This window comes from Ectopseudomonas chengduensis (assembly GCF_900102635.1).
In the GTDB taxonomy this organism is placed as follows: Bacteria; Pseudomonadota; Gammaproteobacteria; order Pseudomonadales; family Pseudomonadaceae; genus Aquipseudomonas; species Aquipseudomonas chengduensis.
This window is the reverse complement of the sequence record NZ_FMZQ01000014.1, coordinates 19,078-42,417: the sequence shown is the minus strand read 5'-3', so window position 1 is coordinate 42,417 and position 23,340 is coordinate 19,078. Positions and strand designations below refer to the sequence as shown.

General features: G+C 64.2%; 26 protein-coding genes and 1 tRNA gene. 20 read left to right on the top strand and 7 right to left on the bottom strand.

All coding sequences use genetic code 11. The features are described 5' to 3' along the window. Positions 1 to 16 precede the first annotated feature (16 nt). Positions 17 to 93: transfer RNA gene (locus BLS08_RS19990), tRNA-Arg, on the top strand. A 44-nt stretch (positions 94 to 137) separates the two neighbouring features. Here the strand turns inward: BLS08_RS19990 and BLS08_RS19985 are convergent. Then, positions 138 to 632, bottom strand: a complete 495-nt coding sequence (locus BLS08_RS19985; protein WP_017677540.1) for a DUF4124 domain-containing protein — start codon at positions 630 to 632, stop codon at positions 138 to 140. Positions 633 to 955: 323 nt separating this feature from the next. Here BLS08_RS19985 and mgtE point away from each other — a divergent pair, with 323 nt between their 5' ends. Then, positions 956 to 2,398, top strand: a complete 1,443-nt coding sequence (gene mgtE / locus BLS08_RS19980) for a magnesium transporter (protein WP_017677539.1) — start codon at positions 956 to 958, stop codon at positions 2,396 to 2,398. Positions 2,399 to 2,404: 6 nt separating this feature from the next. Here the strand turns inward: mgtE and BLS08_RS19975 are convergent, their stop codons facing one another. From BLS08_RS19975 to BLS08_RS19965, 3 genes are read right to left on the bottom strand one after another with little or no spacing between them, the layout of a single operon-like run. Then, positions 2,405 to 2,866: a nuclear transport factor 2 family protein gene (locus BLS08_RS19975; RefSeq protein WP_017677538.1), complete on the bottom strand. Its 462-nt coding sequence runs from the start codon at positions 2,864 to 2,866 to the stop codon at positions 2,405 to 2,407. A 29-nt stretch (positions 2,867 to 2,895) separates the two neighbouring features. Beyond that, entirely contained in the window at positions 2,896 to 3,225 is a 330-nt protein-coding gene (locus tag BLS08_RS19970) for an Atu4866 domain-containing protein (protein WP_055987517.1), read from the bottom strand. Between the two features lie 11 nt (positions 3,226 to 3,236). Then, the gene (locus tag BLS08_RS19965) at positions 3,237 to 3,959 is read right to left on the bottom strand and encodes an SDR family oxidoreductase (protein ID WP_017677536.1); all 723 of its coding nucleotides are present in this window, start codon (positions 3,957 to 3,959) and stop codon (positions 3,237 to 3,239) included. A 175-nt stretch (positions 3,960 to 4,134) separates the two neighbouring features. Between BLS08_RS19965 and BLS08_RS19960 the strand changes: the two genes are divergently transcribed. The 4 genes from BLS08_RS19960 to BLS08_RS19945 all read left to right on the top strand — a co-directional run bounded on the left by BLS08_RS19960 (position 4,135) and on the right by BLS08_RS19945 (position 8,439). Beyond that, complete coding sequence (locus tag BLS08_RS19960) at positions 4,135 to 5,031, top strand: AraC family transcriptional regulator (protein ID WP_026088620.1); 897 nt, start codon at positions 4,135 to 4,137, stop codon at positions 5,029 to 5,031. Between the two features lie 201 nt (positions 5,032 to 5,232). After that, entirely contained in the window at positions 5,233 to 5,490 is a 258-nt protein-coding gene (locus BLS08_RS19955) for an OadG family protein (RefSeq protein WP_017677534.1), read from the top strand. A gap of 23 nt (positions 5,491 to 5,513) precedes the next feature. Continuing rightward, the gene (gene oadA, locus BLS08_RS19950; RefSeq protein WP_017677533.1) at positions 5,514 to 7,292 is read left to right on the top strand and encodes a sodium-extruding oxaloacetate decarboxylase subunit alpha; all 1,779 of its coding nucleotides are present in this window, start codon (positions 5,514 to 5,516) and stop codon (positions 7,290 to 7,292) included. 10 nt (positions 7,293 to 7,302) lie between these two features. Next, entirely contained in the window at positions 7,303 to 8,439 is a 1,137-nt protein-coding gene (locus BLS08_RS19945; protein WP_017677532.1) for a sodium ion-translocating decarboxylase subunit beta, read from the top strand. A gap of 78 nt (positions 8,440 to 8,517) precedes the next feature. Here the strand turns inward: BLS08_RS19945 and BLS08_RS19940 are convergent, their stop codons facing one another. Beyond that, on the bottom strand, positions 8,518 to 8,844 hold the full coding sequence (locus BLS08_RS19940) for an Arc family DNA-binding protein (RefSeq protein WP_003461866.1): 327 nt from the start codon (positions 8,842 to 8,844) through the stop codon (positions 8,518 to 8,520). A gap of 384 nt (positions 8,845 to 9,228) precedes the next feature. On the opposite strand from BLS08_RS19940, the gene phnC reads away from it, so the two are divergent. From phnC to BLS08_RS19870, 14 genes are all read left to right on the top strand, one after another. After that, positions 9,229 to 10,053, top strand: a complete 825-nt coding sequence (phnC, locus tag BLS08_RS19935) for a phosphonate ABC transporter ATP-binding protein (protein WP_055987519.1) — start codon at positions 9,229 to 9,231, stop codon at positions 10,051 to 10,053. A gap of 53 nt (positions 10,054 to 10,106) precedes the next feature. After that, positions 10,107 to 11,108: a phosphonate ABC transporter substrate-binding protein gene (gene phnD / locus BLS08_RS19930; RefSeq protein ID WP_055987521.1), complete on the top strand. Its 1,002-nt coding sequence runs from the start codon at positions 10,107 to 10,109 to the stop codon at positions 11,106 to 11,108. A gap of 82 nt (positions 11,109 to 11,190) precedes the next feature. After that, positions 11,191 to 11,982 carry a phosphonate ABC transporter, permease protein PhnE gene (gene phnE, locus BLS08_RS19925; protein WP_055987523.1) on the top strand — a complete coding sequence of 264 codons (792 nt, stop codon included), beginning with the start codon at positions 11,191 to 11,193 and terminating at the stop codon, positions 11,980 to 11,982. An 18-nt stretch (positions 11,983 to 12,000) separates the two neighbouring features. Beyond that, positions 12,001 to 12,723: a phosphonate metabolism transcriptional regulator PhnF gene (gene phnF / locus BLS08_RS19920; protein WP_082469419.1), complete on the top strand. Its 723-nt coding sequence runs from the start codon at positions 12,001 to 12,003 to the stop codon at positions 12,721 to 12,723. A gap of 11 nt (positions 12,724 to 12,734) precedes the next feature. Next, a complete protein-coding gene (phnG, locus tag BLS08_RS19915) occupies positions 12,735 to 13,184 on the top strand; it encodes a phosphonate C-P lyase system protein PhnG (RefSeq protein WP_017677527.1) in 450 nt (149 codons plus the stop codon). Further along, on the top strand, positions 13,184 to 13,795 hold the full coding sequence (gene phnH / locus BLS08_RS19910; protein ID WP_017677526.1) for a phosphonate C-P lyase system protein PhnH: 612 nt from the start codon (positions 13,184 to 13,186) through the stop codon (positions 13,793 to 13,795). The genes phnG and phnH overlap by 1 nt, the downstream gene beginning before the upstream one ends. Next, positions 13,795 to 14,871 carry a carbon-phosphorus lyase complex subunit gene (locus tag BLS08_RS19905; RefSeq protein ID WP_017677525.1) on the top strand — a complete coding sequence of 359 codons (1,077 nt, stop codon included), beginning with the start codon at positions 13,795 to 13,797 and terminating at the stop codon, positions 14,869 to 14,871. The genes phnH and BLS08_RS19905 overlap by 1 nt, the downstream gene beginning before the upstream one ends. Beyond that, positions 14,871 to 15,740, top strand: a complete 870-nt coding sequence (locus BLS08_RS19900; RefSeq protein ID WP_017677524.1) for an alpha-D-ribose 1-methylphosphonate 5-phosphate C-P-lyase PhnJ — start codon at positions 14,871 to 14,873, stop codon at positions 15,738 to 15,740. The genes BLS08_RS19905 and BLS08_RS19900 overlap by 1 nt, the downstream gene beginning before the upstream one ends. After that, positions 15,737 to 16,546, top strand: a complete 810-nt coding sequence (phnK, locus tag BLS08_RS19895; RefSeq protein ID WP_017677523.1) for a phosphonate C-P lyase system protein PhnK — start codon at positions 15,737 to 15,739, stop codon at positions 16,544 to 16,546. Before BLS08_RS19900 ends, phnK begins: the two co-directional genes overlap by 4 nt. Before the next feature lie 259 nt (positions 16,547 to 16,805). Beyond that, positions 16,806 to 17,522 (top strand): phosphonate C-P lyase system protein PhnL, encoded by a 717-nt coding sequence (phnL, locus tag BLS08_RS19890; protein ID WP_017677522.1) that lies wholly within the window; start codon positions 16,806 to 16,808, stop codon positions 17,520 to 17,522. Next, positions 17,512 to 18,657 carry an alpha-D-ribose 1-methylphosphonate 5-triphosphate diphosphatase gene (locus BLS08_RS19885; RefSeq protein ID WP_017677521.1) on the top strand — a complete coding sequence of 382 codons (1,146 nt, stop codon included), beginning with the start codon at positions 17,512 to 17,514 and terminating at the stop codon, positions 18,655 to 18,657. Before phnL ends, BLS08_RS19885 begins: the two co-directional genes overlap by 11 nt. After that, entirely contained in the window at positions 18,657 to 19,256 is a 600-nt protein-coding gene (phnN, locus tag BLS08_RS19880) for a phosphonate metabolism protein/1,5-bisphosphokinase (PRPP-forming) PhnN (protein ID WP_017677520.1), read from the top strand. Before BLS08_RS19885 ends, phnN begins: the two co-directional genes overlap by 1 nt. Next, positions 19,247 to 20,011 (top strand): phosphonate metabolism protein PhnP, encoded by a 765-nt coding sequence (gene phnP / locus BLS08_RS19875; protein WP_017677519.1) that lies wholly within the window; start codon positions 19,247 to 19,249, stop codon positions 20,009 to 20,011. The genes phnN and phnP overlap by 10 nt, the downstream gene beginning before the upstream one ends. Positions 20,012 to 20,093: 82 nt before the next feature. Further along, positions 20,094 to 21,293 (top strand): MFS transporter, encoded by a 1,200-nt coding sequence (locus BLS08_RS19870; protein ID WP_017677518.1) that lies wholly within the window; start codon positions 20,094 to 20,096, stop codon positions 21,291 to 21,293. A gap of 21 nt (positions 21,294 to 21,314) precedes the next feature. On the opposite strand, the gene BLS08_RS19865 is transcribed toward BLS08_RS19870, so the two are convergent. Together BLS08_RS19865 and BLS08_RS19860 are read right to left on the bottom strand one after the other, a co-directional pair. Beyond that, positions 21,315 to 21,932, bottom strand: a complete 618-nt coding sequence (locus tag BLS08_RS19865) for an NAD(P)H-dependent oxidoreductase (RefSeq protein ID WP_017677517.1) — start codon at positions 21,930 to 21,932, stop codon at positions 21,315 to 21,317. Continuing rightward, positions 21,925 to 23,319 (bottom strand): class II fumarate hydratase, encoded by a 1,395-nt coding sequence (locus BLS08_RS19860; protein ID WP_055987527.1) that lies wholly within the window; start codon positions 23,317 to 23,319, stop codon positions 21,925 to 21,927. Before BLS08_RS19860 ends, BLS08_RS19865 begins: the two co-directional genes overlap by 8 nt. Positions 23,320 to 23,340 lie beyond the last annotated feature (21 nt).

The window sequence follows — 23,340 nt, the reverse complement described above, 5'->3', positions numbered from 1 at the left end:
AAAAGCGCCAAAGTGTGGACTCATAGCTCAGCTGGATAGAGTACTCGGCTACGAACCGAGCGGTCGGAGGTTCGAATCCTCCTGAGTCCGCCATACCCAAAGGGCCTGCAGCAATGCAGGCCCTTTTTCTTTGCGCATCATTTCTTCACGCAGCCGGCTTCGTCGAAACTGACCTGCCGGCTGCTGCCGCCTTTGCGTTTTTCGCGGTAGTGATAGCGCTGCTGCCCATTGCTGCTCGTGACTCTGTCCGGCTTGCCCAGGCTGCTTTCCACGTCGGCGCGGCTCATGCCGCGGCGCACTTCCTTGCGGATGATTGCCTGGCGCCTTTCGCTGCTGGTCAGCAGGTTGCCGCAGCCATCGTCCTGTTGGCCGACGATGACCACCTCGCCACTGCTTGCCGAGGCAGTTGTCGTACGTCGGCCTGGGTCGGCCAGGGGGATTGGCTTGCCGCTACTGGGCGTGTGGTTGCGCGCATCCTGCAGATGCTGCTGCTGATCGTCGGTGCAGCCGTGGCGGGTGAAGGTGATATGGCCGTCAGCGTCGACGCAGCGGAACACGCTGGCGGCCGAGCTGTCTGCAATAGGGTAGAGAAGCGCAGCGGCCAGTAGCGCTGCGACGTGCTGTCCTCGCATGAATCGTCCTCCGTGACGTTTGCCTGCTTCAGGTTAGACCGTTTTTTCGCGCTCGCCAGGGTGTCCTGGCGGGGAGCGCTGACGTCGCATAGCCAGGTTTTCATGCGAGATCGAAGTTTGTGATGCAAGCAGTTGTTCTTGCCGCGCTTTTGTCACGTACAAAGCTGTTTTGCGGTGTTATCATTCGCCGCGTCAGCCCCGCCGGGGCTTGTGGAATACCACCATGGACTTACCCAGTAGTTACTCAATACTCCCCTCGCACAATCGTGTAAGACCTGATTGATCCCCTCTGGCGTGCCCGCCAACTGGGGGTGGAGCGCGCTATGACTGAAGTAGAAGCCAAAAAGCCGCAAGAAAGCTTGCAGGATCGCCTGGCCCAGGTGATCGAACTACTGCATCGGCACAAACTGGTCGAAGACCTGACTCATCGTCAGGAAGGCCAGCATCACGACCGGGTCGAGAACCTGGTGCATCGTCAGAATCTCGTCGAGCTGCAGCGCAAGCTCGAAGATCTGCACCCTGCGGACATTGCCCACATCCTCGAAGCCTTGCCGCTCGACGAACGTCTGACCGTCTGGCAGCTGGTCAAGTCCGAGCGCGATGGCGACATCTTGCTGGAAGTCTCTGACGCGGTACGGGAAACCTTGATCGCCGACATGGACGATCACGAGATTCTCGCCGCTGCCAAGGACCTGGACGCCGACGAACTCGCCGACCTGGCGCCGGAACTGCCGCGCGACGTCGTTCATGAGCTGATGGAATCGCTCGACGCCCAGCAGCGCGAGCGTGTGCGTTCGGCCCTGTCCTATGAAGAGGATCAGGTTGGTGCGCTGATGGACTTCGAGATGGTCACCATCCGCGAAGACGTCAGCCTGGAAGTGGTTCTGCGTTACCTGCGCCGGCTGAAAGAGCTGCCGGGCCATACCGACAAGCTGTTCGTGGTCGATTACGACGGCGTGCTCAAGGGCGTGCTGCCGATCAAGCGCCTGTTGGTCAACGACCCGGACAAGCAGGTCGGCGAAGTCATGGCCGACGATCCGGTGAGTTTTCACCCGGATGAGGACGGTTATGACGCCGCCCAGGCCTTCGAGCGTTACGACCTCATTTCCGCCCCGGTGGTGGACAAGAACGGCAAGCTGATCGGCCGTCTGACCATCGACGAGATGGTCGACCTGATCCGTGAGGAAAGCGAAAGCGAAGTGCTGAACATGGCCGGTCTGCGCGAGGAAGAAGACATCTTCGCCTCGGTGTGGAAGTCGGTGCGCAACCGTTGGGCCTGGCTGGCTATCAACCTGGTCACCGCATTCCTGGCTTCGCGGGTGATCGGCCTGTTCGAAGGCTCGATCGAGAAGCTGGTGGCGCTGGCGGCGCTGATGCCCATCGTCGCCGGTATCGGCGGCAACTCCGGCAACCAGACTATCACCATGATCGTACGCGCCATGGCGCTGGATCAGGTCAGCACCGGTAACACCGCGCGGCTGGTGCGCAAGGAACTGGGGGTTTCCCTGATCAACGGCATCCTCTGGGGCGGCGTGATTGGTGGGGTGGCCTATTACCTGTACGACAGCTGGTCGCTGGGTGTGGTGATGACGGCGGCCATGACCCTCAACCTGCTGCTTGCGGCGCTGATGGGGGTGCTGATCCCCATGACCCTGGCACGCCTGGGGCGCGACCCGGCCATGGGGGCCAGCGTGATGATCACTGCCATGACCGACAGCGGCGGTTTCTTCATCTTCCTGGGGTTGGCGTCGATCTTCCTGATGTAGGTCGCTTCAGTTCATCAGCTCGACCAGCCGCCAGGTATCGAGAAAGGCCGTGACCCGGGTGATCCGGCCGTTCTCCAGCTGCATGTGCCAGGAGTAACTGTTCTCGTAGCGACTGCCGTCCTTGGCGGTCGCCTGGCCATCCCAGTGCACTACCACGTAAGGTCCCTGCGCCACGATCTGGCGGACGGTGGGCACGATGGGCGTGGCCAGTTTGTCAGTGATGGGTTTGACTGCATCTTCCATGAACGCCTCTCGCGTGGGGTAAGTCCCGGAGTACGGGCTGCTGCCGGCCACGACCCAGACGGCATCATCGGCCAGCAACTGGAAGATGCCGCCTTGGCCTGCGCGCCAATCATCGAAGGCTTTCTGAATCAGGGCCTGATTGGCCGCGGTGTTGTCACTTGCCCAGGCCGGGAGGCAGAGGGATGCGCTCAGTAGCAATACGGCGATGATCTTGTGCATGTTCATGGGCATTTTTCCTTGGCTGATGAATAGCGTTATTCGTCTATTGGGTTGCTTTTGCGGCGCAGTACCATGCCGCCGTGGTAGAGCACGTCGTTGATGAATTCGCCATCGGTGGTAAACCCGGTGTCGTCGACGTAGTCGATGTGGTTGCCGGTGACGCGGTAGTTGCCCTGGTAGGCGCTTTCGCGATTGCCGCGTGCCTCGTCATAACGGCCGTTGGCCAATAGCTCATGGCGGACATGGCCGTCGTCCGTTACCCACATGCCTACGTAAGGATGCGGGTTCTCGGATTGCGCCATTGACACGCCGGGTAGCAAGGCGCCGCTGATCAGCAGTACCGCGACGGTGTTCTTCGCTGACATGGTGGTCTCCATCAATGGGGGCTGGCGGTTGGGCGCACGATCAGTTCGCTGACGTCGACGTCGTCGGGCTGTTCGACTGCATAGGCCACGGCGCGGGCGATGGCGTCTGGGGTGATGGCGACGCGACGGAAAGCTTGCATCGCCTCGCGCGCACTGGCATCGGAGATGCTGTCGGCCAGTTCGGACTCGACCACGCCAGGGCAGATGGTGGTGACGCGGATGCGCTCGCTTTCCTGGCGCAGGCCGTCGGAAATCGCCCAGACGGCATATTTGGTGGCGCAGTAGACCGCTGCTGTCGGCGATACGGCATGGGCGCCGATGGAGGCGATATTGATGACCTGGCCGCGTCCGCGTTCTTCCATGCCTGGCAGTACGGCGGCAATACCGTGCAGCACGCCCCTGATGTTGACGTCGATCATGCGATTCCACTCATCCACCTTCAGGGCATTGAGCGGCGACAGTGGCATGACCCCGGCGTTGTTGATGATCACGTCGACTGGGCCGTGCTGCGCTTCGGCATGCTCGACGAAGGCCTGCATATCGTGCAGTTGGCTGACGTCGAGGGCGCGGCAGGAGGCATGTTGACCTTGTGCCTGCAGTTCTTCTACCAATGCCTGCAGGCGCTCGATGCGCCGTGCACCGAGGGCTACCTGATGACCCAGGCTTGCCAGGTGTCTGGCGGTGGCTTCGCCGATGCCGCTGCTGGCGCCGGTGATGAGGATGACTTTGCTCATGTCGGTCTCCATTGCGTTATGGAGCGTCCATGCTAGGCAGGGGCCGGCCGGCTGCTAAGTCTCGTTACTCTTTCGATATTGCCTGTTTCTATTGAATGCTTCCTACAATGCCCGGGTATTGATAACGAGTCGAAAGCGGCGCATGAGCATGAATCCTGAGAGCATCAAGCGACGTATGGTCGAACTGATGCTGCGCCTGGCCCCCGAGGAGGGGTACACCGCGGCGCAGCTCGACGGGGTTACCTTCATGCGCTCCAATCGCTCGCTGCCGGTTACCCCGGCGCTGTACGAGCCGAGCATCGTGATCGTGATCCAGGGGCGCAAGAGTGGGCTGCACGACGGCAAACTGTATGTTTACGATGCGCAGCACTATCTGGTGCTGGCGCTGCCCCTGCCGTTTTCCATCGAAACCGAGGCCAGTGCCGAAGAGCCCATGCTGGGGGTGGCGCTGCGTGTCGACCCGCTGTTGGTGGCCGAGCTGGTCATGGATCTGCAAGAGCCCCAGCCCACTCAACCGGCAACGCTTTATTCCAGCCCGATGGATACGCGCTTGAGTGATGCCACGTTGCGCCTGCTGGAGGCCCTGGCTGACCCTGAGGAGGTGCGCCTGCTCGGCCCATCGATTCTGCGTGAAATCGTCTTTCGCGTGCTGCAGGGTGAGCAGGGCAATGGCCTGCGCGCGACCCTGGCGCAGAACAGTCATTTCGGTCGTATCGCGCGCGTCCTGCAGCGGATTCACCGGGATTATCAGCAATCGCTCGATGTGCCTTCGCTGGCCGAAGTCGCCAGCATGAGCGTGCCGACCTTCCATGTGCATTTCAAGGCGATGACCAGTCGCTCACCGCTGCAGTACCTCAAGGCCATTCGCCTGCATCAGGCGCGCCTGCTGATGATCCGCAACGACATGAGTGCGCTCAGCGCTGCGCAGCGCGTCGGTTATGAAAGTCCGTCGCAGTTCAATCGGGAGTTCAAGCGTCTGTTCGGGCGTACCCCCGGTGATGAGACGCGTCACTTCAAGACCCTGCTGAGGCTTGCTCCTGCCGTTGATACCGTGGTTCGCTCGGCATCCTGAGGCTGCGCTCGCCGGGCCTTTCTGCCTCTTTGGTAGTGGGTGCTGATAAACCACTACATAAATAGCCCGTTCGTCCCTTTTGGCGTTTGCTTCAAACGCTCGTTTCACGCTAAGGTTCGCCAGCTTTGCCCAGGTACTGACCCTGGGCGCTCCTAATCAATAATGAATGCAGCCCCTTAGCTGCTGGCCAAAGGAGCCAAGATGACCCCCAGTGAACTGCTGCTCGAGGGTGTCGAACTCATGCTGTTCGGCATGGGCTTCGTATTTGTCTTTCTGGTGTTGCTGGTGGGTGTGGTCAGTCTGATGTCACGTCTGATCGCGACCTTCGCTCCGCCCGCGCCGACCCCGGCCATTTCTTCTCCAGCACCTAGTGCCAGGTCGGCCAGCCATGGGCCGGACGCAGCAACACTGGCCGCCATCCAATCCGCTATTGCCCAGCACCGCGCGCGCCGCGGTTGATCAGGTTCAGAGGGAGCACCTGTATGACTGCCGTGAAACAAGCACTCGGAATCACCGATGTGGTGCTGCGTGATGCGCATCAGTCGATCCTGGCGACGCGTGTTCGTCTCGAAGACATGCTGCCGATTGCGCCCAAGCTCGATCAGGTCGGCTTCTGGTCGGTGGAGTCCTGGGGCGGCGCGACCTTCGATGCCTGCATTCGTTACCTCGGCGAAGACCCCTGGGAGCGCATCCGCGAACTGAAGAAGGCCATGCCCAACACCCGTCAGCAGATGCTGCTGCGTGGGCAGAACCTGCTCGGCTACCGCCACTACGCCGACGATGTGGTGGAGAAGTTCGTCGAGCGTGCGGCGGTCAACGGTGTGGATGTGTTCCGCGTGTTCGATGCGATGAACGATCCGCGCAATCTGGAAACCGCGCTCAAGGCCGTGAAGCAGCAGGACAAACATGCCCAGGGCACCATCTCCTACACCACCAGCCCGGTGCACACCTTGGATATGTGGGTCGACCTGGCCAAGCAGATCGAAGACATGGGCGCCGATTCGGTGGCCATCAAGGACATGGCGGGCATCCTTACCCCGTACACCGCCTTCGAGCTGGTGTCGCGCCTGAAGGCCAGCCTGGCGATTCCGGTTCACATGCAGTGCCACGCCACGGCGGGGCTGTCGTCGGTGGCCATTCTCAAGGCGGTGGAAGCCGGTATCGACAACGTCGACACCGCGATTTCCTCGCTGTCGATGACCTATGGCCATTCACCGACCGAGTCGGTGGTGGCCATGTTCCAGGGCACCGAGCGTGACACCGGGCTCAACCTGGAGCTGCTGGAAGAAATCGCCGCGTACTTCCGCGAGGTGCGCAAGAAGTACGCGAAGTTCGAGGGCAACCTCAAGGGCGTCGATTCGCGCATCCTGGTCGCCCAGGTACCGGGCGGTATGCTCACCAACATGGAAAGCCAGCTCAAAGAGCAGGGTGCCCAGGACAAGTTCGACCAGGTGCTGGCCGAGATTCCGCGCGTGCGCGAAGACCTGGGCTTCATCCCGCTGGTAACCCCCACGTCGCAGATCGTCGGCACTCAGGCGGTGATCAACGTGCTAACTGGCGAGCGCTACAAGTCCATCACCAAGGAAACCGCCGGCGTGCTCAAGGGTGAGTACGGCGCCGCGCCCGCGCCATTCAACGCCGAGCTGCAGGCTCGTGTGCTGGATGGCGGCGAGGCCATCACCTGCCGCCCGGCCGACCTGCTCGAGGCCGAAATGGACAAGCTGACCGCCGAGCTCAAGGGCATTGCCCAGGAGAAAGGCATCAAGCTGGCCGCCGACGAGATCGACGACGTGCTGACTTACGCGCTGTTCCCGCAGATCGGTTTGAAGTTCCTGGAAAATCGCGGCAATCCGGCGGCCTTCGAGCCGGCGCCGACCGGTAAGGAAACCCCGGCTCGCGAGGCCGGCAAGCCCGAGGTCTACACCGTCGAGGTCAATGGCAAATCCTTCGTCGTGCAGGTGAACGAGGGCGGCGATATCGAAGGCATCAAGCCCGGCGGTGGCGCAGCGAGCGCCGCACCGGCGGCGGCCCCGGTCGCAGCAGGCGGTGGCGAGCCGCAGGCTGCGCCGCTGGCCGGTAATATCTTCAAGGTACTGGTGCAGCCCGGCCAGGCTGTGGAGGAGGGTCAACTGGTGATCATCCTCGAAGCAATGAAGATGGAAACCGAGATCCGCGCCTTCAAGGCCGGCACCGTCGGTGCCGTCAACGTCAAGGTCGGCGATGCAGTGGCAGTGGGCGCAAGCCTGCTGACCATCGGCTGAGGGGCGCGTCATGGAAAAGCTGCTCAAGCTCTGGCAGAGCACCGGTCTGTACCATCTGGAGCCCGGTCAGGCGTTCATGATCGCGGTGTGTCTGTTGCTGATCTACCTGGCCATCAAAAAGGGCTTCGAGCCGCTGTTGCTGCTGCCCATTGGTTTTGGTGGCCTGTTGGCGAACATTCCGGTGGCCAACATGGCAGAGGGGGCGGGCTTTCTGCACCTGATCTACGAGGTAGGCCTGCCTACCAGTATCTTCCCGCTGCTGATTTTTTTGGGTGTCGGCGCTATGACCGATTTCGGGCCGATGCTGGCCAACCCCAAAACGCTGCTGTTGGGTGCTGCTGCGCAGTTCGGTATTTTCGGTACGCTGCTCGGCGCCTTGGCGCTGACTGCGTTGGGTATTCCCGGTATGGAGTTCACCCTCAAGGAGGCTGCCTCCATCGCCATCATTGGCGGTGCTGACGGGCCGACCTCGATCTTCGTGACCTCCAAGCTGGCGCCGCATCTACTTGGTCCTATTGCAGTTGCGGCCTATGCCTATATGGCGCTGGTGCCCCTGATTCAGCCGCCGATCATGCGTGCGCTGACCACCAAGGAAGAGCGCGCCATCGTCATGCAGCAACTGCGCCCGGTGGGGCAGACCGAGAAGATCATATTCCCCATCGTGCTGTGCGTTCTGATCGGGATGCTGCTGCCTGACGCCGCGCCGTTGATCGGCATGTTTGCCCTCGGCAATCTGCTACGCGAGGCCGGTGTGGTCGAGCGTCTGGCCGATACATCGCGCAATGCGCTGATCAATATCGTCACCATCTTCCTCGGCCTGACCGTAGGCTCCAAACTCTCAGCCGATTCCTTCCTGCAACTTAAAACCCTGGGAATTCTCTCTCTGGGCATGTTGGCTTTCTGCGCCGGCACTGCTGCAGGGGTGCTGATGGCCAAGCTGATGAATGTGTTCAGCAGCAACAAGGTCAATCCGTTGATCGGCTCGGCGGGTGTGTCGGCAGTGCCGATGGCGGCTCGGGTATCGAACAAGGTCGGCCTGGAGGCCAATCCGCAGAACTTCCTGCTGATGCATGCCATGGGGCCGAACGTGGCCGGGGTGATCGGCTCGGCCGTGGCGGCGGGGGTGTTGCTCAGTTTCGTTGGCTGATAGGCGCGGAGTTCGCTCCGCGTCTTTTCGTTGCCCATAAAAAAACCGGCTCAAGGCCGGTTTTTTTATTAGCTCGCCTCAGGCTTCTTCGGCGGCCATTTCCACATCGTGGGCAATCAGAGCGACCAGCGCGTTTTGCTGGCGGCGCGACAACTGACGAAAACGCTGCAGCAATTCACGCTCATGGAGGCTCAGTTCGGGGCTGTCGAGACGCAGACTGAGATCGTCATCCAGCGCACCTTCCTGAAGCATGCTTTGCTCCAGGCGGGCGATGATTTCCGAATTCATGCTGCGGTGATGGTTGCGTGCTACGTCAGCGATACGCTCACGCATGCCATCTGGCAAGCGAACGACAAATTTGTCAGCCGTGCGGCTGGAATAAATAGCCTGTTTCATAGGGCGCATACATTACCGGTTAGTTCAGGGAGCGATACTGGTAATCAGTGTCGAGATTGTCACCGGTTTGACCGTGTTTCGCACTAGCCGTTCAACCGGTATCGCGTTCTGCGTCATTACGACCCGAAGGTCATCTGAACAGTTCCTTGACGCCAAATACGTGTCGCATTGTGATCCAGGTGGCGGCTTTATGCCAGCACCGATTGTCTGAAATGCGTGGTATTCGGCAGAACTCATGTTGGTGCCTCGCTCAAACATCAAAGTTTCAAGTTTCGGTCACTCAATCGTCATCCCCGGTTCACGGGGCTGACACAGCTTGCGCCTACCTTGGTCTACACCAGAAGGCGCCAGCTAGCAGCCTTCTTATCGTTAATGATAGTAGAGGGCCAGCATATGAGCGCAGCGATTCGAGTCGACCGTCTGAACAAGAGCTTCGGCCGTAAACAGGCGCTGTTCGAACTGGCGCTATCGGTGCAGCCGGGCGAGATGGTGGCACTGATCGGCGCTTCTGGCTCGGGCAAGTCGACATTGTTGCGTCATCTCGCCGGGCTGGCGCGCGGGGATGCCGGCAGTATCGAAGTGCTCGGCCGTCCGGTGCAGGCCGATGGACGGCTCAATGGCGATGTACGCCGTCAGCGCGCCGATATCGGTTACATCTTCCAGCAGTTCAATCTGGTCGGTCGCCTCAGTGTGCTGCAGAACGTGCTGCTCGGCGGCCTGGGGCGCATGCCGCGTTGGCGCGGCAGCCTCAGTCTGTTCAATCCCGAAGAGAAGCAGCGTGCGATGCAGGCACTGGAGCGGGTAGGGCTGGCCGAGTTCGCCGCGCAGCGTGCCTCGACCCTGTCCGGTGGCCAGCAGCAGCGCGTGGCCATCGCCCGTGCGCTGTGCCAGCAGGCCGAGGTGATTCTCGCCGACGAGCCGATTGCCTCGCTCGACCCCGAGTCGGCGCGCAAGGTGATGGAGATTCTCGCCGACATCAACCGTCGTGACGGCAAGACGGTGGTGGTGACCCTGCATCAGGTCGACTACGCGGTGCGCTATTGCCAGCGCGCCGTGGCGCTCAAGGGCGGGCGAATTCATTTCGACGGCCCCACCGACAGCTTCAACCCCGATTTCCTCAATGACCTCTACGGCGGCGATCTAGACATCAGCCTGCTGCTGCCGCAAGGGCAGCGCCCACGGACCGTGGAGCGTCCGCTGACACTGGCCAAGGCCTGAGCTCAGCACCTCATTCGAAAAACCAACGCCAACTAGCAACAGGAGTGTGCTCCATGTTCAAACGCATCGGCCAGGTGCTGGCTGCCTCTGCGCTCGTCACGGGTTCCCTGCTGGGCTCGGCCCAGGCCGCCGAGGAACTCAACTTCGGCATCATTTCCACCGAGTCTTCACAGAATCTCAAGGCCATGTGGGATCCCTTCCTGGCCGACATGAGCAAGCAGACCGGCGTGAAGATCAATGCCTTCTTCGCCCCGGACTACGCCGGAATCATCCAGGGCATGCGTTTCGACAAGGTCGACGTGGCCTGGTACGGCAACAAGTCGGCGATGGAAGCAGTCGACCGTGCCGGCGGCGAGATATTCGCTCAGACCGTGGCAGCCAACGGCGCACAGGGCTACTACAGCCTGCTGGTGGCGCATAAGGACAGCTCGATCGACTCGGTCAAGGACATGCTCAAGAACGCCAAGTCGCTGACCTTCGCCAACGGTGACCCCAACTCCACCTCCGGCTACCTGGTGCCCGGTTATTACGTGTTCGCCCAGAACAACGTCGACGCCGGCAAGATCTTCAAGCGCTCGCTCAATGGCAGCCATGAGGTCAACGCGCTGTCGGTGGCCAACAAGCAGGTCGATGTCGGCACCTTCAACAGCGAAGGCATGGAGCGCCTGGAAGTGACCGCGCCGGACAAGGCCGCGCAGCTCAAGGTGATCTGGACTTCGCCGCTGATCCCGTCGGACCCGATCGTCTGGCGCAAGAACCTGCCGCAGGAAACCCGCGACAAGCTGCGCAACTTTTTCATGACCTACGGCGCCAAGCCGGAGGAGAAGAAGGTGCTCGAAGGTCTGCAGTGGGGCCAGTTCAAGGCTTCCGACAACGATCAGTTGCTGCCGATTCGTCAGCTCGAGCTGTTCAAGAAACGCACCGAAGTGGCCAACAACACCACGCTCAAGGACGCCGACAAGAAGGCCCAGCTCAAGGAGCTGGATGCCGAGCTGGCCAAGCTGGAGCAGCGCATGGCCGAACGTGAGAAGCAGGGCGGCGCCAGCGCCGGTTGAGCCTCGGAGCCGCCCCGCGAAAGTGGGGCGGCTCTTGAAACGCTCGCCGCTGAAGCGCCTCCCACAGGAACGAGAGTTACCCATGACCACACTGACCACCGCCATCCCGGCCACCGAAGCCAAGCGTAGCTGGGTGCAACTGATTGGCTGGGGCCTGTTCTTCGCCGTACTCGCCTGGTCCTGGCGGGGTGCGGAAATGAACCCGCTGGCGCTGGTGCGCGATGCCGGCAACATGGCCACCTTCGCCGCCGACTTCTTCCCGCCGGATTTCAGCAACTGGCAGCACTACCTCAAGGAGATGGTCGTCACCGTACAGATCGCTCTTTGGGGCACGGTGCTGGCCATCGTCTGCGCCATTCCGCTGGGCATTCTCTGTTCCGAGAACATCGTGCCCTGGTGGGTGTACCAGCCGGTACGCCGGGTGATGGATGCCTGCCGTTCGATCAATGAAATGGTCTTCGCCATGCTCTTCGTCGTCGCGGTCGGGCTCGGCCCCTTCGCCGGCGTGCTGGCGTTGTTCATCAGCACCACCGGGGTGCTGGCCAAGTTGTTCGCCGAGGCGGTCGAGGCCATCGATCCAGGTCCGGTCGAAGGCGTGCGTGCCACCGGCGCCAGTGCCCTGCAGGAGGTGATCTTCGGCGTCATCCCGCAAGTGCTGCCGCTGTGGATTTCCTACTCGCTGTACCGCTTCGAGTCCAACGTGCGTTCGGCCACGGTGGTCGGCATGGTCGGCGCCGGCGGTATCGGCGTGATCCTCTGGGAGGCCATACGCGGCTTCCAATTCGCCCAGACCTGCGCCCTGCTGATCGTGATCATCCTGGTGGTGAGCGCCATCGACATCCTGTCCCAACGCCTGCGCAAGCTCTTTATCTGAAGGAGAGGGGGCGCCTGCGTGCGCCCTTTTCAAACGATGAACTTGTCTAGACAAAGCGAACCGCTGTACCGCGAGCTGGCCGCCGTGTTGCGCGAAGACGTGCAGCACATGAGCCCGGGCGATTACCTGCCGGGCGAGATGCAACTGGCCGCGCGTTTTTCCGTCAACCGCCACACCCTGCGCCGCGCGGTGGACGAGCTGGTGCTCGAAGGCCGACTGCTGCGCCGCCAGGGCAAGGGCACCCAGGTGCTGGCCAAGCCGCTGGTGTATCCGGTGGAGGCGGGCAGTGCCTTCAGCCAGTCGCTGTCGGCGCTCGGCCACCGGGTTGAAGCGAAATTGATCGAGCGCCTGCGCCGTGGCGGCAGCAGCGAGGAGTGCCGCCACCTGCAATTGCCCGATGGTAGCGAGCTGATCGAACTGGCCACCCTGCGCCTGCTCGACGGCCAGCCGCTGAGCCTGATCCGTCACCGTTTCTGCGCCAGCCTGGCGCCACTGTTGGCCGACTACCAGGGCGGTTCGCTGCGCCAGTACCTGGCCGAGCGCGACCTGCCGCTGGCGCGCACTTTCAGCCTGATCGGTGCGCGTCTGCCCAGCCGCGAAGAAGCCGCGCACCTGCTGATGCCGCGCCATGCGCCGCTGCTCAGCGTACTCACCCTGTCCCGCGATCCCGCTGGTCGGGCGGTGGAGCTGGCGCAGTCCAGCAGCCGCGCCGACCGCTTCCAGTACCAGGTAGCGACCTGATGGAGACCCGCATGAACGACCTTGATCCGAACATCGCCGCGCGCCAGCGCTGGATGGGTGTGCTGGCTCGCGCCGGCGACGCTCTCGATGCCCATGAAGCGGCGCTGAAAGACAGCGCCTACCAGCTGATCCGCGCCCCCGAGGTGGGCATGACTCTGGTGCGCGGGCGCATGGGCGGCACCGGCAGCGCCTTCAACCTCGGCGAGATGACCGTGACCCGCTGCGTGGTGCGCCTGGCCGACGGCCGTACCGGCTACAGCTACCTGGCTGGTCGCGACAAGCGCCGCGCTGAACTGGCCGCCCTGGCCGACGCCCACCTGCAGGGCAGTGACCAGGCGCGCTGGCTCATTGACCTGATCGACCCCCTGGCCCGCCAGCAGCGCGAACAGCGACTGGCCCGGGCCGCACAGACTGCCACCACCCAGGTGGAGTTCTTCACCCTGGTCAGAGGAGAGGATTGATGACTACGCCGCACAGCTCGCACTGGCTGCAACCGGCTTTCGACGACCCGGTGCTGGACGCCCAGCTCAGCTTCCGCGCCGCCCTCGGCGCCCTGGCCGAACCGGGTCTGCCGCGCGCCATGGATCGCGCCCACGCCCTGGGTGACCTGGCCCCGGCCACCTATGGCCTGTGCCTGGCCTTTCTCGACAGCGACACGCCGCTGTGGCTGGCGCCGCGCTTCGATACGCCGCTGATCCGCGCCAACCTGGCGTTCCACTGCGGCTGCCCGATCGTCGCCGAGCGCGAGATCGCCCTGTTCGCCCTGCTCGATGAGCGCGAGTTGAGCGATCTGTCGGACTTCGACAACGGCAGCGAGCGCTACCCGGATCAGTCTTGCACGCTGCTGATTCAACTCGACGATCTGCACGCTGGCCCAGCCCTGCGCTGGCGCGGCCCGGGTATCAAGGACGTGCGCAGCGTCAGCCTGCCGTTGCCGGCCTCGTTCTGGCAGCAGCGCCAGGCGCGCAACGCTTTTCCCCGTGGCCTGGACTGCTTCTTCGCCGCTGACGGCGAAGTCATCGGCCTGCCACGCAGCACCCACGTGCTGATCGAAACCGAGGAGGCTGCCTGATGTATGTCGCCGTCAAGGGTGGCGAACGCGCCATCGACAACGCTCATCAACTGCTGGCCAATCGTCGCCGCGGTGATACCGCCGTCGCCGAACTGGGCGTGCAGCAGGTGCGTCAGCAACTGCCGCTGGCCGTGGCCCGCGTCATGAGCGAGGGCTCGCTGTACGACGAGGAACTGGCTGCGCTGGCCATCAAGCAGGCCGCGGGCGATCTGATGGAAGCCATCTTCCTCTTGCGCGCCTACCGCACCACGCTGCCGCGCTTCGGCGCCAGCGAGCCGCTGGATACCACGAAGATGCAGCTGGAACGGCGCATCTCCGCCACCTTCAAGGATTTGCCTGGCGGTCAACTGCTCGGCCCGACCTTCGACTACACCCACCGTCTGCTGGATTTCACCTTGCTGGCCGAGGGCGACTATCCGGCGCCGGAAGCAGCCGTTACCGCTGAGCCCAAGCCCTGTCCGCGGGTGCTGGATTTTCTCGCAGGCGAAGGGCTGATGGCCCGTGAGGCGGATGACGGCGCGCCAGTACCCGACATCACCCGCGAGCCGCTGGCCTTTCCCGCCTGCCGCGCCGAGCGCCTGCAGGCCCTGGCCCGTGGCGACGAGGGCTTCCTCCTGGCGCTGGGGTATTCCACGCAGCGTGGTTACGGACGCAACCACCCCTTCGCCGGGGAGATCCGCATCGGTGATGTCGAGGTGTGGATGACGCCCGCCGAACTGGGTTTCGCCGTACCGCTGGGCGACATCGAAATCACCGAGTGCGAGATGGTCAACCAGTTCGTCGGGGAAAGCGCCGAGCAGGCGCAGTTCACCCGCGGCTACGGCCTGGCCTTCGGTTACGCCGAGCGCAAGGCCATGGGCATGGCCCTGGTCGACCGCGCCCTGCGCGCCGGCGAGTACGGCGAGGAAGTGCAGGGCCCGGCGCAGGAGGAGGAATTCGTGCTGATGCACTGCGACAACGTCGAGGCCGCCGGCTTCGTCTCGCACCTGAAGTTGCCGCACTACGTCGACTTCCAGGCCGAACTGGAACTGATCCGCAAGCTGCGCCGACAGGCGTCGGCAGAGGAGAACCACTGATGAACCTTTCCACTGCAAGCGGCGTCCGCGAGGCGTCGGCCTACAACTTCGCCTACCTCGACGAGCAGACCAAACGCATGATCCGCCGAGGTCTGCTCAAGGCGGTGGCGATCCCCGGCTACCAAGTGCCTTTCGGCGGCCGTGAGATGCCGCTGCCCTACGGCTGGGGCACCGGTGGCATGCAGCTGACCGCCGCCATTCTCGGCCGTGATGACGTGCTCAAGGTGATCGACCAGGGCGCTGATGACACCACCAATGCGGTGTCGATCCGCCGCTTCTTCGCCCGCACCGCCGGCGTCGCCACCACCGAACGCACGGTGGAGGCCAGCGTGATCCAGACCCGCCACCGCATCCCGGAAACCCCGCTGTCGGCCGGGCAGATCATGGTCTACCAGGTGCCTATCCCCGAGCCGCTGCGCTTTATCGAGCCCAGCGAGCAGGAGACGCGGACCATGCATGCGCTGGAGGATTACGGCGTGATGCACGTGAAGCTGTACGAGGACATCGCCACCTTCGGCCATATCGCCACCGCCTACGCCTACCCGGTGACGGTGGACGAGCGCTACGTGATGGACCCGTCGCCGATCCCGAAATTCGACAACCCCAAGCTGGACATGAGCCCGGCGCTGATGCTGTTCGGCGCCGGTCGTGAAAAGCGCCTGTACGCGGTGCCGCCCTTTACCCGGGTGGTCAGCCTGGACTTCGAGGATCACCCCTTCGCCGTGCAGCGCTGGGACGAGTGCTGCGCCTTCTGCGGCAGCACGGAATCCTTCCTCGACGAGCTGATCGTCGACGACGCCGGCAGCAAGCGCTACGTCTGCTCCGATACCGACTACTGCCGCCAGCGCACCGAGGAGAACCTGCAATGAGCGCCGCCGAACGTCTGCAACCTGCCGTGGCAGCGGCCGAGCCGCTGTTCTCGGCGCGTGACCTGACCCGCCTGTACGGCCCGGACAAGGGCTGCCAGGGGGTGAGCTTCGACCTCTATCCCGGCGAGGTGCTGGGCATCGTCGGCGAGTCCGGCTCGGGCAAGTCCACCTTGCTCAGCCTGCTCTCCGGGCGCTGCCCGCCGGATCGCGGCAGCGTGAGTTATCGCGCGCGCAGTGGTCAGTGGCTCGACCTGTATAGCGCCAGCGAGGCCGAGCGGCGCACGCTGCTGCGCACCGAGTGGGGCTTCGTCGAGCAGAACCCGCGCGACGGCCTGCGCATGGCGGTGTCGGCCGGCGCCAATATCGGCGAGCGGCTGATGGCCCAGGGCGTGCGCCACTACGGCGAGCTGCGCGCCGCCGGGCTCGACTGGCTGAGCCAGGTGGAGATCGACCCGGCGCGTATCGACGACCTGCCACGCACCTTCTCCGGCGGCATGCAGCAGCGCCTGCAGATCGCCCGCAACCTGGTCTCCGCGCCGCGCCTGGTGTTTATGGACGAGCCGACTGGAGGGCTGGACGTGTCGGTGCAGGCGCGCCTGCTCGACCTGCTGCGCGGCCTGGTGCGTGAGCTGGACCTGGCAGTGGTGATCGTCACCCATGACCTGGCGGTGGCGCGCCTGCTGGCCGACCGCCTGATGGTGATGCGCCGTTCGAAGGTCGTGGAGGCGGGGCTGACCGACCAGATTCTCGACGACCCGCAGCATCCGTATTCGCAGCTGCTGGTGTCGTCGGTGTTGCAGCCCTGATGACGCCCAGCAATCGCCAGCCCGTAGCCCGGATGCAATCCGGGAAAACCGTGCCAGCCATCCCCGGATTGCATCCGGGCTACAGCTGCCCGCTTGCGCATGACGCGGGATGTAGGGCGGGTGTAACCCGCCACGGCAATGGCGGGTTGCACCCGCCCTACGGCCTGCAACCGTCAACCCGTAGCCCGGATGAAATCCGGGAAGCCCGTGCCCGCCACCCCCGGATTGCATCCGGGCTACGACAGCAATCGAGGTGTATATGAACAACCTGATCGAGGTCAGCAGCCTCAGCAAGACCTTCACCCTGCACCAGCAGAACGGCGTCGTCCTGCAGGTGCTGCGTGACCTGAATTTCGCCGTGCGCGGCGGCGAGTGCCTGGTGCTGCATGGGCAGTCCGGCGCCGGCAAGTCGACCCTGCTGCGCACCCTGTACGGCAACTACCTGGCGGCCGGCGGCAGCATCCGCATCCGTCACCAGGGCGCGCCGGTGGAGCTGGTCGGCGCCGAGCCGCGTCAGGTGCTGGCGGTGCGCCGGCAGAGTCTGGGTTATGTCAGTCAGTTCCTGCGGGTGATCCCGCGCGTCTCGACCCTGGACGTGGTGATGGAGCCGGCGTTGTCGCGCGGCTGGCCGCGCAGCGACGCCGAGGCGCGGGCCAAGGCCCTGCTGGCCCGCCTCAACATTCCCGAGGCGCTGTGGCAGTTGGCACCGGGCACCTTCTCCGGGGGCGAGCAGCAGCGCGTCAATATCGCCCGCGGCTTCATGGTCGAGTGGCCGGTGCTGCTGCTCGACGAGCCCACCGCCTCGTTGGACGACGCCAACCGCCAGGTGGTGCTGGAGCTGATCAACGAAGCCAAGGCCGCAGGCAGCGCACTGATTGGCATTTTCCACGACCGCACCGCCCGTGAGGCGGTGGCCGACCGTTACCTCGATATGAGCGCCGAGGCGGCGCAACCGGAGTACGTCTATGTCGTCTGAACAGATTCTCAGCAACGCCCGCGTCGTCACCGCTGAGCGGGAATTCCTGGGTAGCCTGCTGCTGCGTGACGGACTGATCGCAGCGGTGGACGAGGGCGCCAGCCGCCTGCCGCAGGCCCAGGATCTCGGCGGCGATTACCTGCTGCCGGGGTTGGTGGAGTTGCACACCGACAACCTGGAAAAACATATGAGCCCCAGGCCGGGAGTCGATTGGCCCTCGGCCTCGGCGGTGTTGACCCACGACGCGCAGATCGTCGCCGCCGGTATCACCACGGTGTTCGATGCGCTGGCCATCGGCGACATCAACCCGCGCGGGCGGCGCATGCAGCAGTTGCCGGCGATGATCGAGGCCATCGCTGCCAGCGAGGCGGCCGGGCAGACTCGCGCCGAGCACCGCCTGCACCTGCGTTGCGAGCTGTGCCACCCGGATGCCCTGACCATCTACCGCGACCTTGTGGAGCACCCGCTGGTGGCGCTGGTTTCGGTGATGGATCACTCGCCCGGCCAGCGCCAGTTCGCCAAGGTGGAGAAGTACCGCGAGTACTACATGGGCAAGTATCACCTGAGCTCGGCGGAGATGGAGGATTTCCTTCAGGAGCAGATCGCCAACTCGCACCAATACAGCGACCGCCAGCGCCGCGCCATCGTCGAGGACTGCCACGCCCGGGGCATCTCGGTGGCCAGCCATGACGACGCGACCCTGGCCCATGTGCAGGAGTCGGCCGGCTTCGGCATGGCCATCGCCGAGTTTCCCACCACCCTGGAAGCGGCCAGAGCCAGCCACGAGCTGGGGCTGAAGGTGCTGATGGGGGCACCGAATGTGGTGCGCGGCGGCTCGCACTCCGGCAATATCGCCGCCGCCGAACTGGCGCGCCACGGCGTGCTGGATATCCTCTCCAGCGACTACTACCCGGCCAGTCTGCTGCATGCTGCCTGGCTGCTCGTCGGGCAGGACAACGACTATGATTTGCCTGCGGCCATCGCCACCGTGAGCCGCGCGCCGGCCAGGGCGGCCGGACTGGATGACCGCGGCGAGATCCGCGTCGGCCTGCGCGCCGACCTGGTACAGGCCAGGGCCCATGGCCAGCAGCCGGTGATCCAGCAGGTGTGGCGCCAAGCACGAAGGGTATTCTGATGCAGGGCAGGTTGATCTATCTGATGGGGCCTTCGGGCTCGGGCAAGGACAGCCTGTTGCAAGCCGCACGTGCGCCGCTGGAGGCGCACGGCTGCCGTTTCGCCCGGCGGGTTATCACCCGCAGCGCGGAGTCGGTAGGCGAGGACGCACTGGGCGTCACCCCGGACGAGTTCGAGCGTCTGCAGGGCGAGGGCGCCTTCGCCCTGAGCTGGCGTGCCAACGGCCTGGCCTACGGCATCCCGCGTGAGATCGACGACTGGCTGAGCGCCGGGCAGGACGTACTGATCAACGGCTCGCGCGGCCATCTCGAGGTCGCCCGCCAGCGCTATCCGGATCTGCTGGCGATTCTTCTGCAGGTCGACGAGGCGGTGCTGCGCCAGCGCTTGCTGGCCCGTGGCCGGGAAACGCCGGAGCAGATCGAACAGCGCCTGGCGCGCAGCCGCAGCTTTACCCCTATGGGAGGCGCTTCAGCGGCGACTGTCGCGGCTAAAGCCCCTCCCACAGGGGAGTGCCTGGCAATCCTCGACAACTCTGGCCCCCTGCAACACACCGTCAGCCGCCTGCTGCATCTGCTCGACGAGGCCCGCCAATGCGCCTGACCCTGCTCGGCAGCGGCGATGCTCGCCAGGTGCCCGTGTACAACTGCAGCTGCCCGGCTTGTGATGCGGCGCGCGTGTATCCGGCGCGGCGCCGTGGCCCCTGTTGCGCGCTGATCGAATGCGGCGCGCAGCGCTGGCTGATCGACAGCGGCCTGACCGACCTTACCGAGCGCTTCGCGCCGCACAGCCTCAGCGGCATTCTGCAGACCCACTACCACGCCGACCACGCCCAGGGTCTGCTGCACCTGCGCTGGGGCCAGGGGCTGGTGATTCCGGTGCATGGCCCGGACGACCCGGAAGGGCTGGCCGATCTGTACAAGCACCCCGGCATCCTCGACTTCAGCCAGCCATTCGCCGCATTCGAGCGTCGCCAATTGGGCGAACTGCAGGTCACCGCGCTACCGCTGACGCATTCCAAACCGACCTTCGGGTATTTGTTCGAGGGGAAGGGGTTCGAAGGGCAGGGCCGGCGTATCGCCTATCTCACCGACACGGTTGGTGTGCCCGAGGCCAGTTGCGCCGAATTGCAGCGTGCACCGCTGGATCTGCTGGTGCTCGATTGCTCCACCGCGCCGCAACCCGTTGCACCACGTAACCACAACGACCTGACCCGCGCGCTGGAGGTCATCGAGCGGTTGCAGCCAACGCATGCAGTGCTGACCCATATCGGCCATGCCTTCGATACCTGGTTGCTGGAGCATCCCGAGGCGTTACCGAGTGGCGTGAGCCTGGCCAGCGATGGCCTGGTGCTTTGATCTTGGTGTAACCAAATATTTCGATTCGCGCGGCTTTGCCGTTACAGTGCAAAGCCTTCCGATTTCTCGCCCTAAGAACAGCATGAACACTCGTCGCATTACTCTGCTGCTGTGTACAGCCGAAACCCTGGGCATGGCCGGCTTTGCCCTGTTCGCCGCATTGTTGCCGCAGTTCCAGGCGCTCTGGGGGCTGAGCAATACCGAGGCGGGCTGGATCGGCGGCGGCTTCTTTCTCGGCTATATGCTGGCCGTGCCGGTGCTCACCGGCCTGACCGACCGCCACGATGCCCGGCTGATCTACCTGTGGGCCATGCTGCTGACGGCCGTGGCCAGCGCCGGCTTCGTCTTCGCCGATGGTTTCTGGTCGGCGCTGCTCTGGCGTGTGCTGGCCGGCATCGGTCTGGCGGGCACCTACATGCCGGGGCTCAAGGCGTTATCAGAACGCATCGACGGTGCTTCGCAGTCGCGCGCCATCGCCTTCTATACCGCCAGTTTCGGCCTGGGTACGGCGCTGTCCTTCACCCTGTCCGGCGAACTGGCCAAGCTCGGTGGCTGGCAGGTGCCGGCATTGCTCAGCGGCGCCTGCGCGTTGCTGGCCTGGGCGCTGGTGTACTGGGGGCTGGCGCCGAAACCGGTGGTGGCGCATACGCCGCGCAATCTGCTGGATCTGGCACCGCTGAAAAGTCGCGCGGTATTGGCCTACTGCCTGGCCTACGCGATGCACAACCTGGAGCTGTTCGCCCTGCGCGCCTGGCTGGTGGCCTTCGTGGTGTTCTCCGGGCATTTTCAGGGCGTCGATCCCTGGTTGTCCGGTACCTGGGTGGCGATGCTGGCAACGTTGATCGGCATGCCGTCGAGCATTCTCGGCAATGAGCTGGCGCTGCGTTTCGGTCGGCAGCGCTGGCTGATCGGCGTGATGTTCGCCTCTGCGCTGCTGGCAGTCGTGGTCGGCCTGGGAGCGGCACTGCCGTTCTGGGTAATGCTGGTGTTGGTGCTGCTTTACGCGGTGACAGTGACCGCCGACTCGGCTTCGCTGACCGCCGGGTTGGTCAGCGTCGCCCCGGCCAGCCACCGTGGTGCGGCGATGGCGCTGTATTCCTGCACCGGTTTTACCGGCGCGTTCCTCGGCCCGTTGCTGTTCGGCATGACCCTCGATGCCCTGGGCGATCAGCAGTTGCTCGGCTGGTGGGCAGCGTTCGCGCTGATGGGCCTGCTACTGACGCTGGGGCCGCTGGCGCTATGGTGGGCGGGCAAGGCACGCGAGGGCAGTGCTCGTTTGTAGATCAGGCATGCCTGCTGTGTGTCATGCCTTCATCCCCAGCGCTTCAGCCTTGCGCAGCCAGCTCTGGCGCTGTTCCTCATTGGACGGGCGAACCGGGGCGAATTCGCTCAGGCGGCGAGTCTTGATCCCGCAGAAACCGAGAATGGTGCGCACCATCTGCCGATGCGCCGGAGCGCCGTAGATCCAGCGGAAGTACCAGCGTGGCGTGTCCATGGTCACCAACAGGTCAGCGCTGCGCCCACTGAGGAGCTTGTCCCAGAGTTGTGAGCGGTTGCGATACTTGAAGGCGAAGCCGGGCAGGAACACCCGGTCGAAGAAACCCTTGAGCAGTGCAGGAATGCCGCCCCACCAGACCGGGTAGACGAACACCAGATGCTCGGCCCAGTGGATCAGACGCTGAGCTTCGAGCAGATCCGGCTCCAGATTCTGGCTCTGCTCGTAACCTTCACGCAGGATCGGGTCGAACTGCATCTCGCCCAGCCTGAGCTGGCGCACCACGTGCCCCTTGCTGCGTGCTCCCAGGCTGTAGGCCTCGGCCAGGGCGTGGCAGAGGCTGTCCTTCTTGGGGGTGCCGAGAATCAGCAGGATTCGTTTGCCATCGCCTTCCAGCGGTGTGGCGCCGCTCTTGCCTTCAGTCATGCCGCCCGGCTCCGAGCATGTCCTGTGGTCGTACCCATTGGTCGAATTCCTCTTCGTTCAGGTAACCAAGCTGCAGAGCAGCCTGGCGCAGGGTGCTGCCTTCGGCGTAGGCCTTCTTGGCGATTTCGGCGGCCTTGTCGTAGCCGATATGGGGATTGAGCGCGGTCACCAGCATCAGGCCATTCTCCAGGTGCGCGGCCATTTGCGTGGCATCCGGCTGCAGATCGGCGACACAATGCTGCTGGAAGTTGCGGCAACCGTCAGCGAGCAGGCGGATCGATTGCAGCAGGTTATGGATGATCACCGGCTTGAACACGTTCAGCTGCAGGTGGCCCTGGCTGGCGGCGAAGCTGATGGTGGCGTCGTTGCCCAGTACCTGGCAGGCGAGCATCGACAGCGCTTCGCACTGGGTCGGGTTGACCTTGCCGGGCATGATCGAGCTGCCCGGCTCATTGGCCGGCAGGCGCACTTCGGCGAAGCCGGCACGCGGGCCCGAACCAAGCAGGCGCAGGTCGTTGGCCAGCTTCATCAGCGCCACGGCCAGGGTTTTCAGGGCACCGGACAGGTGCACGAGAGGTTCATGGCCGGACAGCGCAGCGAATTTGTTCGGCGCGCTGGTCAGTGGCAGGCCAGTAAGCGCGGCCAGCTCGGCAGCGATGGCTTCGGCGAAACCGGCCGGCGCATTGAGGCCTGTGCCGACGGCGGTACCCCCCTGGGCCAGTTCGCAGACGGCGGGCAGGGCGGCACGAATGGCTGCTTCAGCGTGGCCGAGTTGAGCGACGAAGGCCGACAGCTCCTGGCCGAAAGTGATCGGCGTGGCGTCCATCATGTGTGTGCGCCCGGTCTTGACCAGGTTGGCGTGACGCTGCGCCTGCTCCTGCAGGCCGTCACGCAGCTCGGCCAGCGCTGGCAGCAGGCAATGGCGCACGCCCTGTACGGCGGCGATGTGCATGGCCGTGGGGAAGCAGTCGTTGGAGCTCTGCGCGCGGTTGACGTGATCGTTGGGGTGCACCGGGGTCTTGCCGCCACGGTTGCCGCCAGCCAGTTCGTTGGCGCGCCCGGCGATCACCTCGTTGACGTTCATGTTGCTCTGCGTGCCACTGCCGGTCTGCCAGACCACCAGGGGGAACTGCGTGTCGTGCTGACCGTCGAGCACTTCGTCGGCGGCCTGTTCGATCAGGCGGGCGATGTCCGCCGGCAACTCGCCGCTGCGGCTGTTGACCCGTGCCGCGGCTTTCTTGATCAGCGCCAGGGCGTGCAACACGGCCAGCGGCATGCGCTCCTGACCGATGGCGAAGTTGATCAGCGAGCGCTGGGTCTGCGCGCCCCAGTAAGCGTCGTTAGGGACTTCGATGGGGCCGATGCTGTCGGTTTCGGTGCGGCTCATGGCGTTCTCCGGGGCAATTGC

Bases quoted from the DNA above. Each gene is read 5' to 3' on its own strand.
- BLS08_RS19985 (WP_017677540.1), bottom strand. From the start codon at position 632: ATGCGAGGACAGCACGTCGCAGCGCTACTGGCCGCTGCGCTTCTCTAC.
- mgtE (WP_017677539.1), top strand. From the start codon at position 956: ATGACTGAAGTAGAAGCCAAAAAGCCGCAAGAAAGCTTGCAGGATCGC.
- BLS08_RS19975 (WP_017677538.1), bottom strand. From the start codon at position 2,866: ATGAACATGCACAAGATCATCGCCGTATTGCTACTGAGCGCATCCCTC.
- BLS08_RS19970 (WP_055987517.1), bottom strand. From the start codon at position 3,225: ATGTCAGCGAAGAACACCGTCGCGGTACTGCTGATCAGCGGCGCCTTG.
- BLS08_RS19965 (WP_017677536.1), bottom strand. From the start codon at position 3,959: ATGAGCAAAGTCATCCTCATCACCGGCGCCAGCAGCGGCATCGGCGAA.
- BLS08_RS19960 (WP_026088620.1), top strand. From the start codon at position 4,135: ATGGTCGAACTGATGCTGCGCCTGGCCCCCGAGGAGGGGTACACCGCG.
- BLS08_RS19955 (WP_017677534.1), top strand. From the start codon at position 5,233: ATGACCCCCAGTGAACTGCTGCTCGAGGGTGTCGAACTCATGCTGTTC.
- oadA (WP_017677533.1), top strand. From the start codon at position 5,514: ATGACTGCCGTGAAACAAGCACTCGGAATCACCGATGTGGTGCTGCGT.
- BLS08_RS19945 (WP_017677532.1), top strand. From the start codon at position 7,303: ATGGAAAAGCTGCTCAAGCTCTGGCAGAGCACCGGTCTGTACCATCTG.
- BLS08_RS19940 (WP_003461866.1), bottom strand. From the start codon at position 8,844: ATGCGCCCTATGAAACAGGCTATTTATTCCAGCCGCACGGCTGACAAA.
- phnC (WP_055987519.1), top strand. From the start codon at position 9,229: ATGAGCGCAGCGATTCGAGTCGACCGTCTGAACAAGAGCTTCGGCCGT.
- phnD (WP_055987521.1), top strand. From the start codon at position 10,107: ATGTTCAAACGCATCGGCCAGGTGCTGGCTGCCTCTGCGCTCGTCACG.
- phnE (WP_055987523.1), top strand. From the start codon at position 11,191: ATGACCACACTGACCACCGCCATCCCGGCCACCGAAGCCAAGCGTAGC.
- phnG (WP_017677527.1), top strand. From the start codon at position 12,735: ATGAACGACCTTGATCCGAACATCGCCGCGCGCCAGCGCTGGATGGGT.
- phnH (WP_017677526.1), top strand. From the start codon at position 13,184: ATGACTACGCCGCACAGCTCGCACTGGCTGCAACCGGCTTTCGACGAC.
- BLS08_RS19905 (WP_017677525.1), top strand. From the start codon at position 13,795: ATGTATGTCGCCGTCAAGGGTGGCGAACGCGCCATCGACAACGCTCAT.
- BLS08_RS19900 (WP_017677524.1), top strand. From the start codon at position 14,871: ATGAACCTTTCCACTGCAAGCGGCGTCCGCGAGGCGTCGGCCTACAAC.
- phnK (WP_017677523.1), top strand. From the start codon at position 15,737: ATGAGCGCCGCCGAACGTCTGCAACCTGCCGTGGCAGCGGCCGAGCCG.
- phnL (WP_017677522.1), top strand. From the start codon at position 16,806: ATGAACAACCTGATCGAGGTCAGCAGCCTCAGCAAGACCTTCACCCTG.
- BLS08_RS19885 (WP_017677521.1), top strand. From the start codon at position 17,512: ATGTCGTCTGAACAGATTCTCAGCAACGCCCGCGTCGTCACCGCTGAG.
- phnN (WP_017677520.1), top strand. From the start codon at position 18,657: ATGCAGGGCAGGTTGATCTATCTGATGGGGCCTTCGGGCTCGGGCAAG.
- phnP (WP_017677519.1), top strand. From the start codon at position 19,247: ATGCGCCTGACCCTGCTCGGCAGCGGCGATGCTCGCCAGGTGCCCGTG.
- BLS08_RS19870 (WP_017677518.1), top strand. From the start codon at position 20,094: ATGAACACTCGTCGCATTACTCTGCTGCTGTGTACAGCCGAAACCCTG.
- BLS08_RS19865 (WP_017677517.1), bottom strand. From the start codon at position 21,932: ATGACTGAAGGCAAGAGCGGCGCCACACCGCTGGAAGGCGATGGCAAA.
- BLS08_RS19860 (WP_055987527.1), bottom strand. From the start codon at position 23,319: ATGAGCCGCACCGAAACCGACAGCATCGGCCCCATCGAAGTCCCTAAC.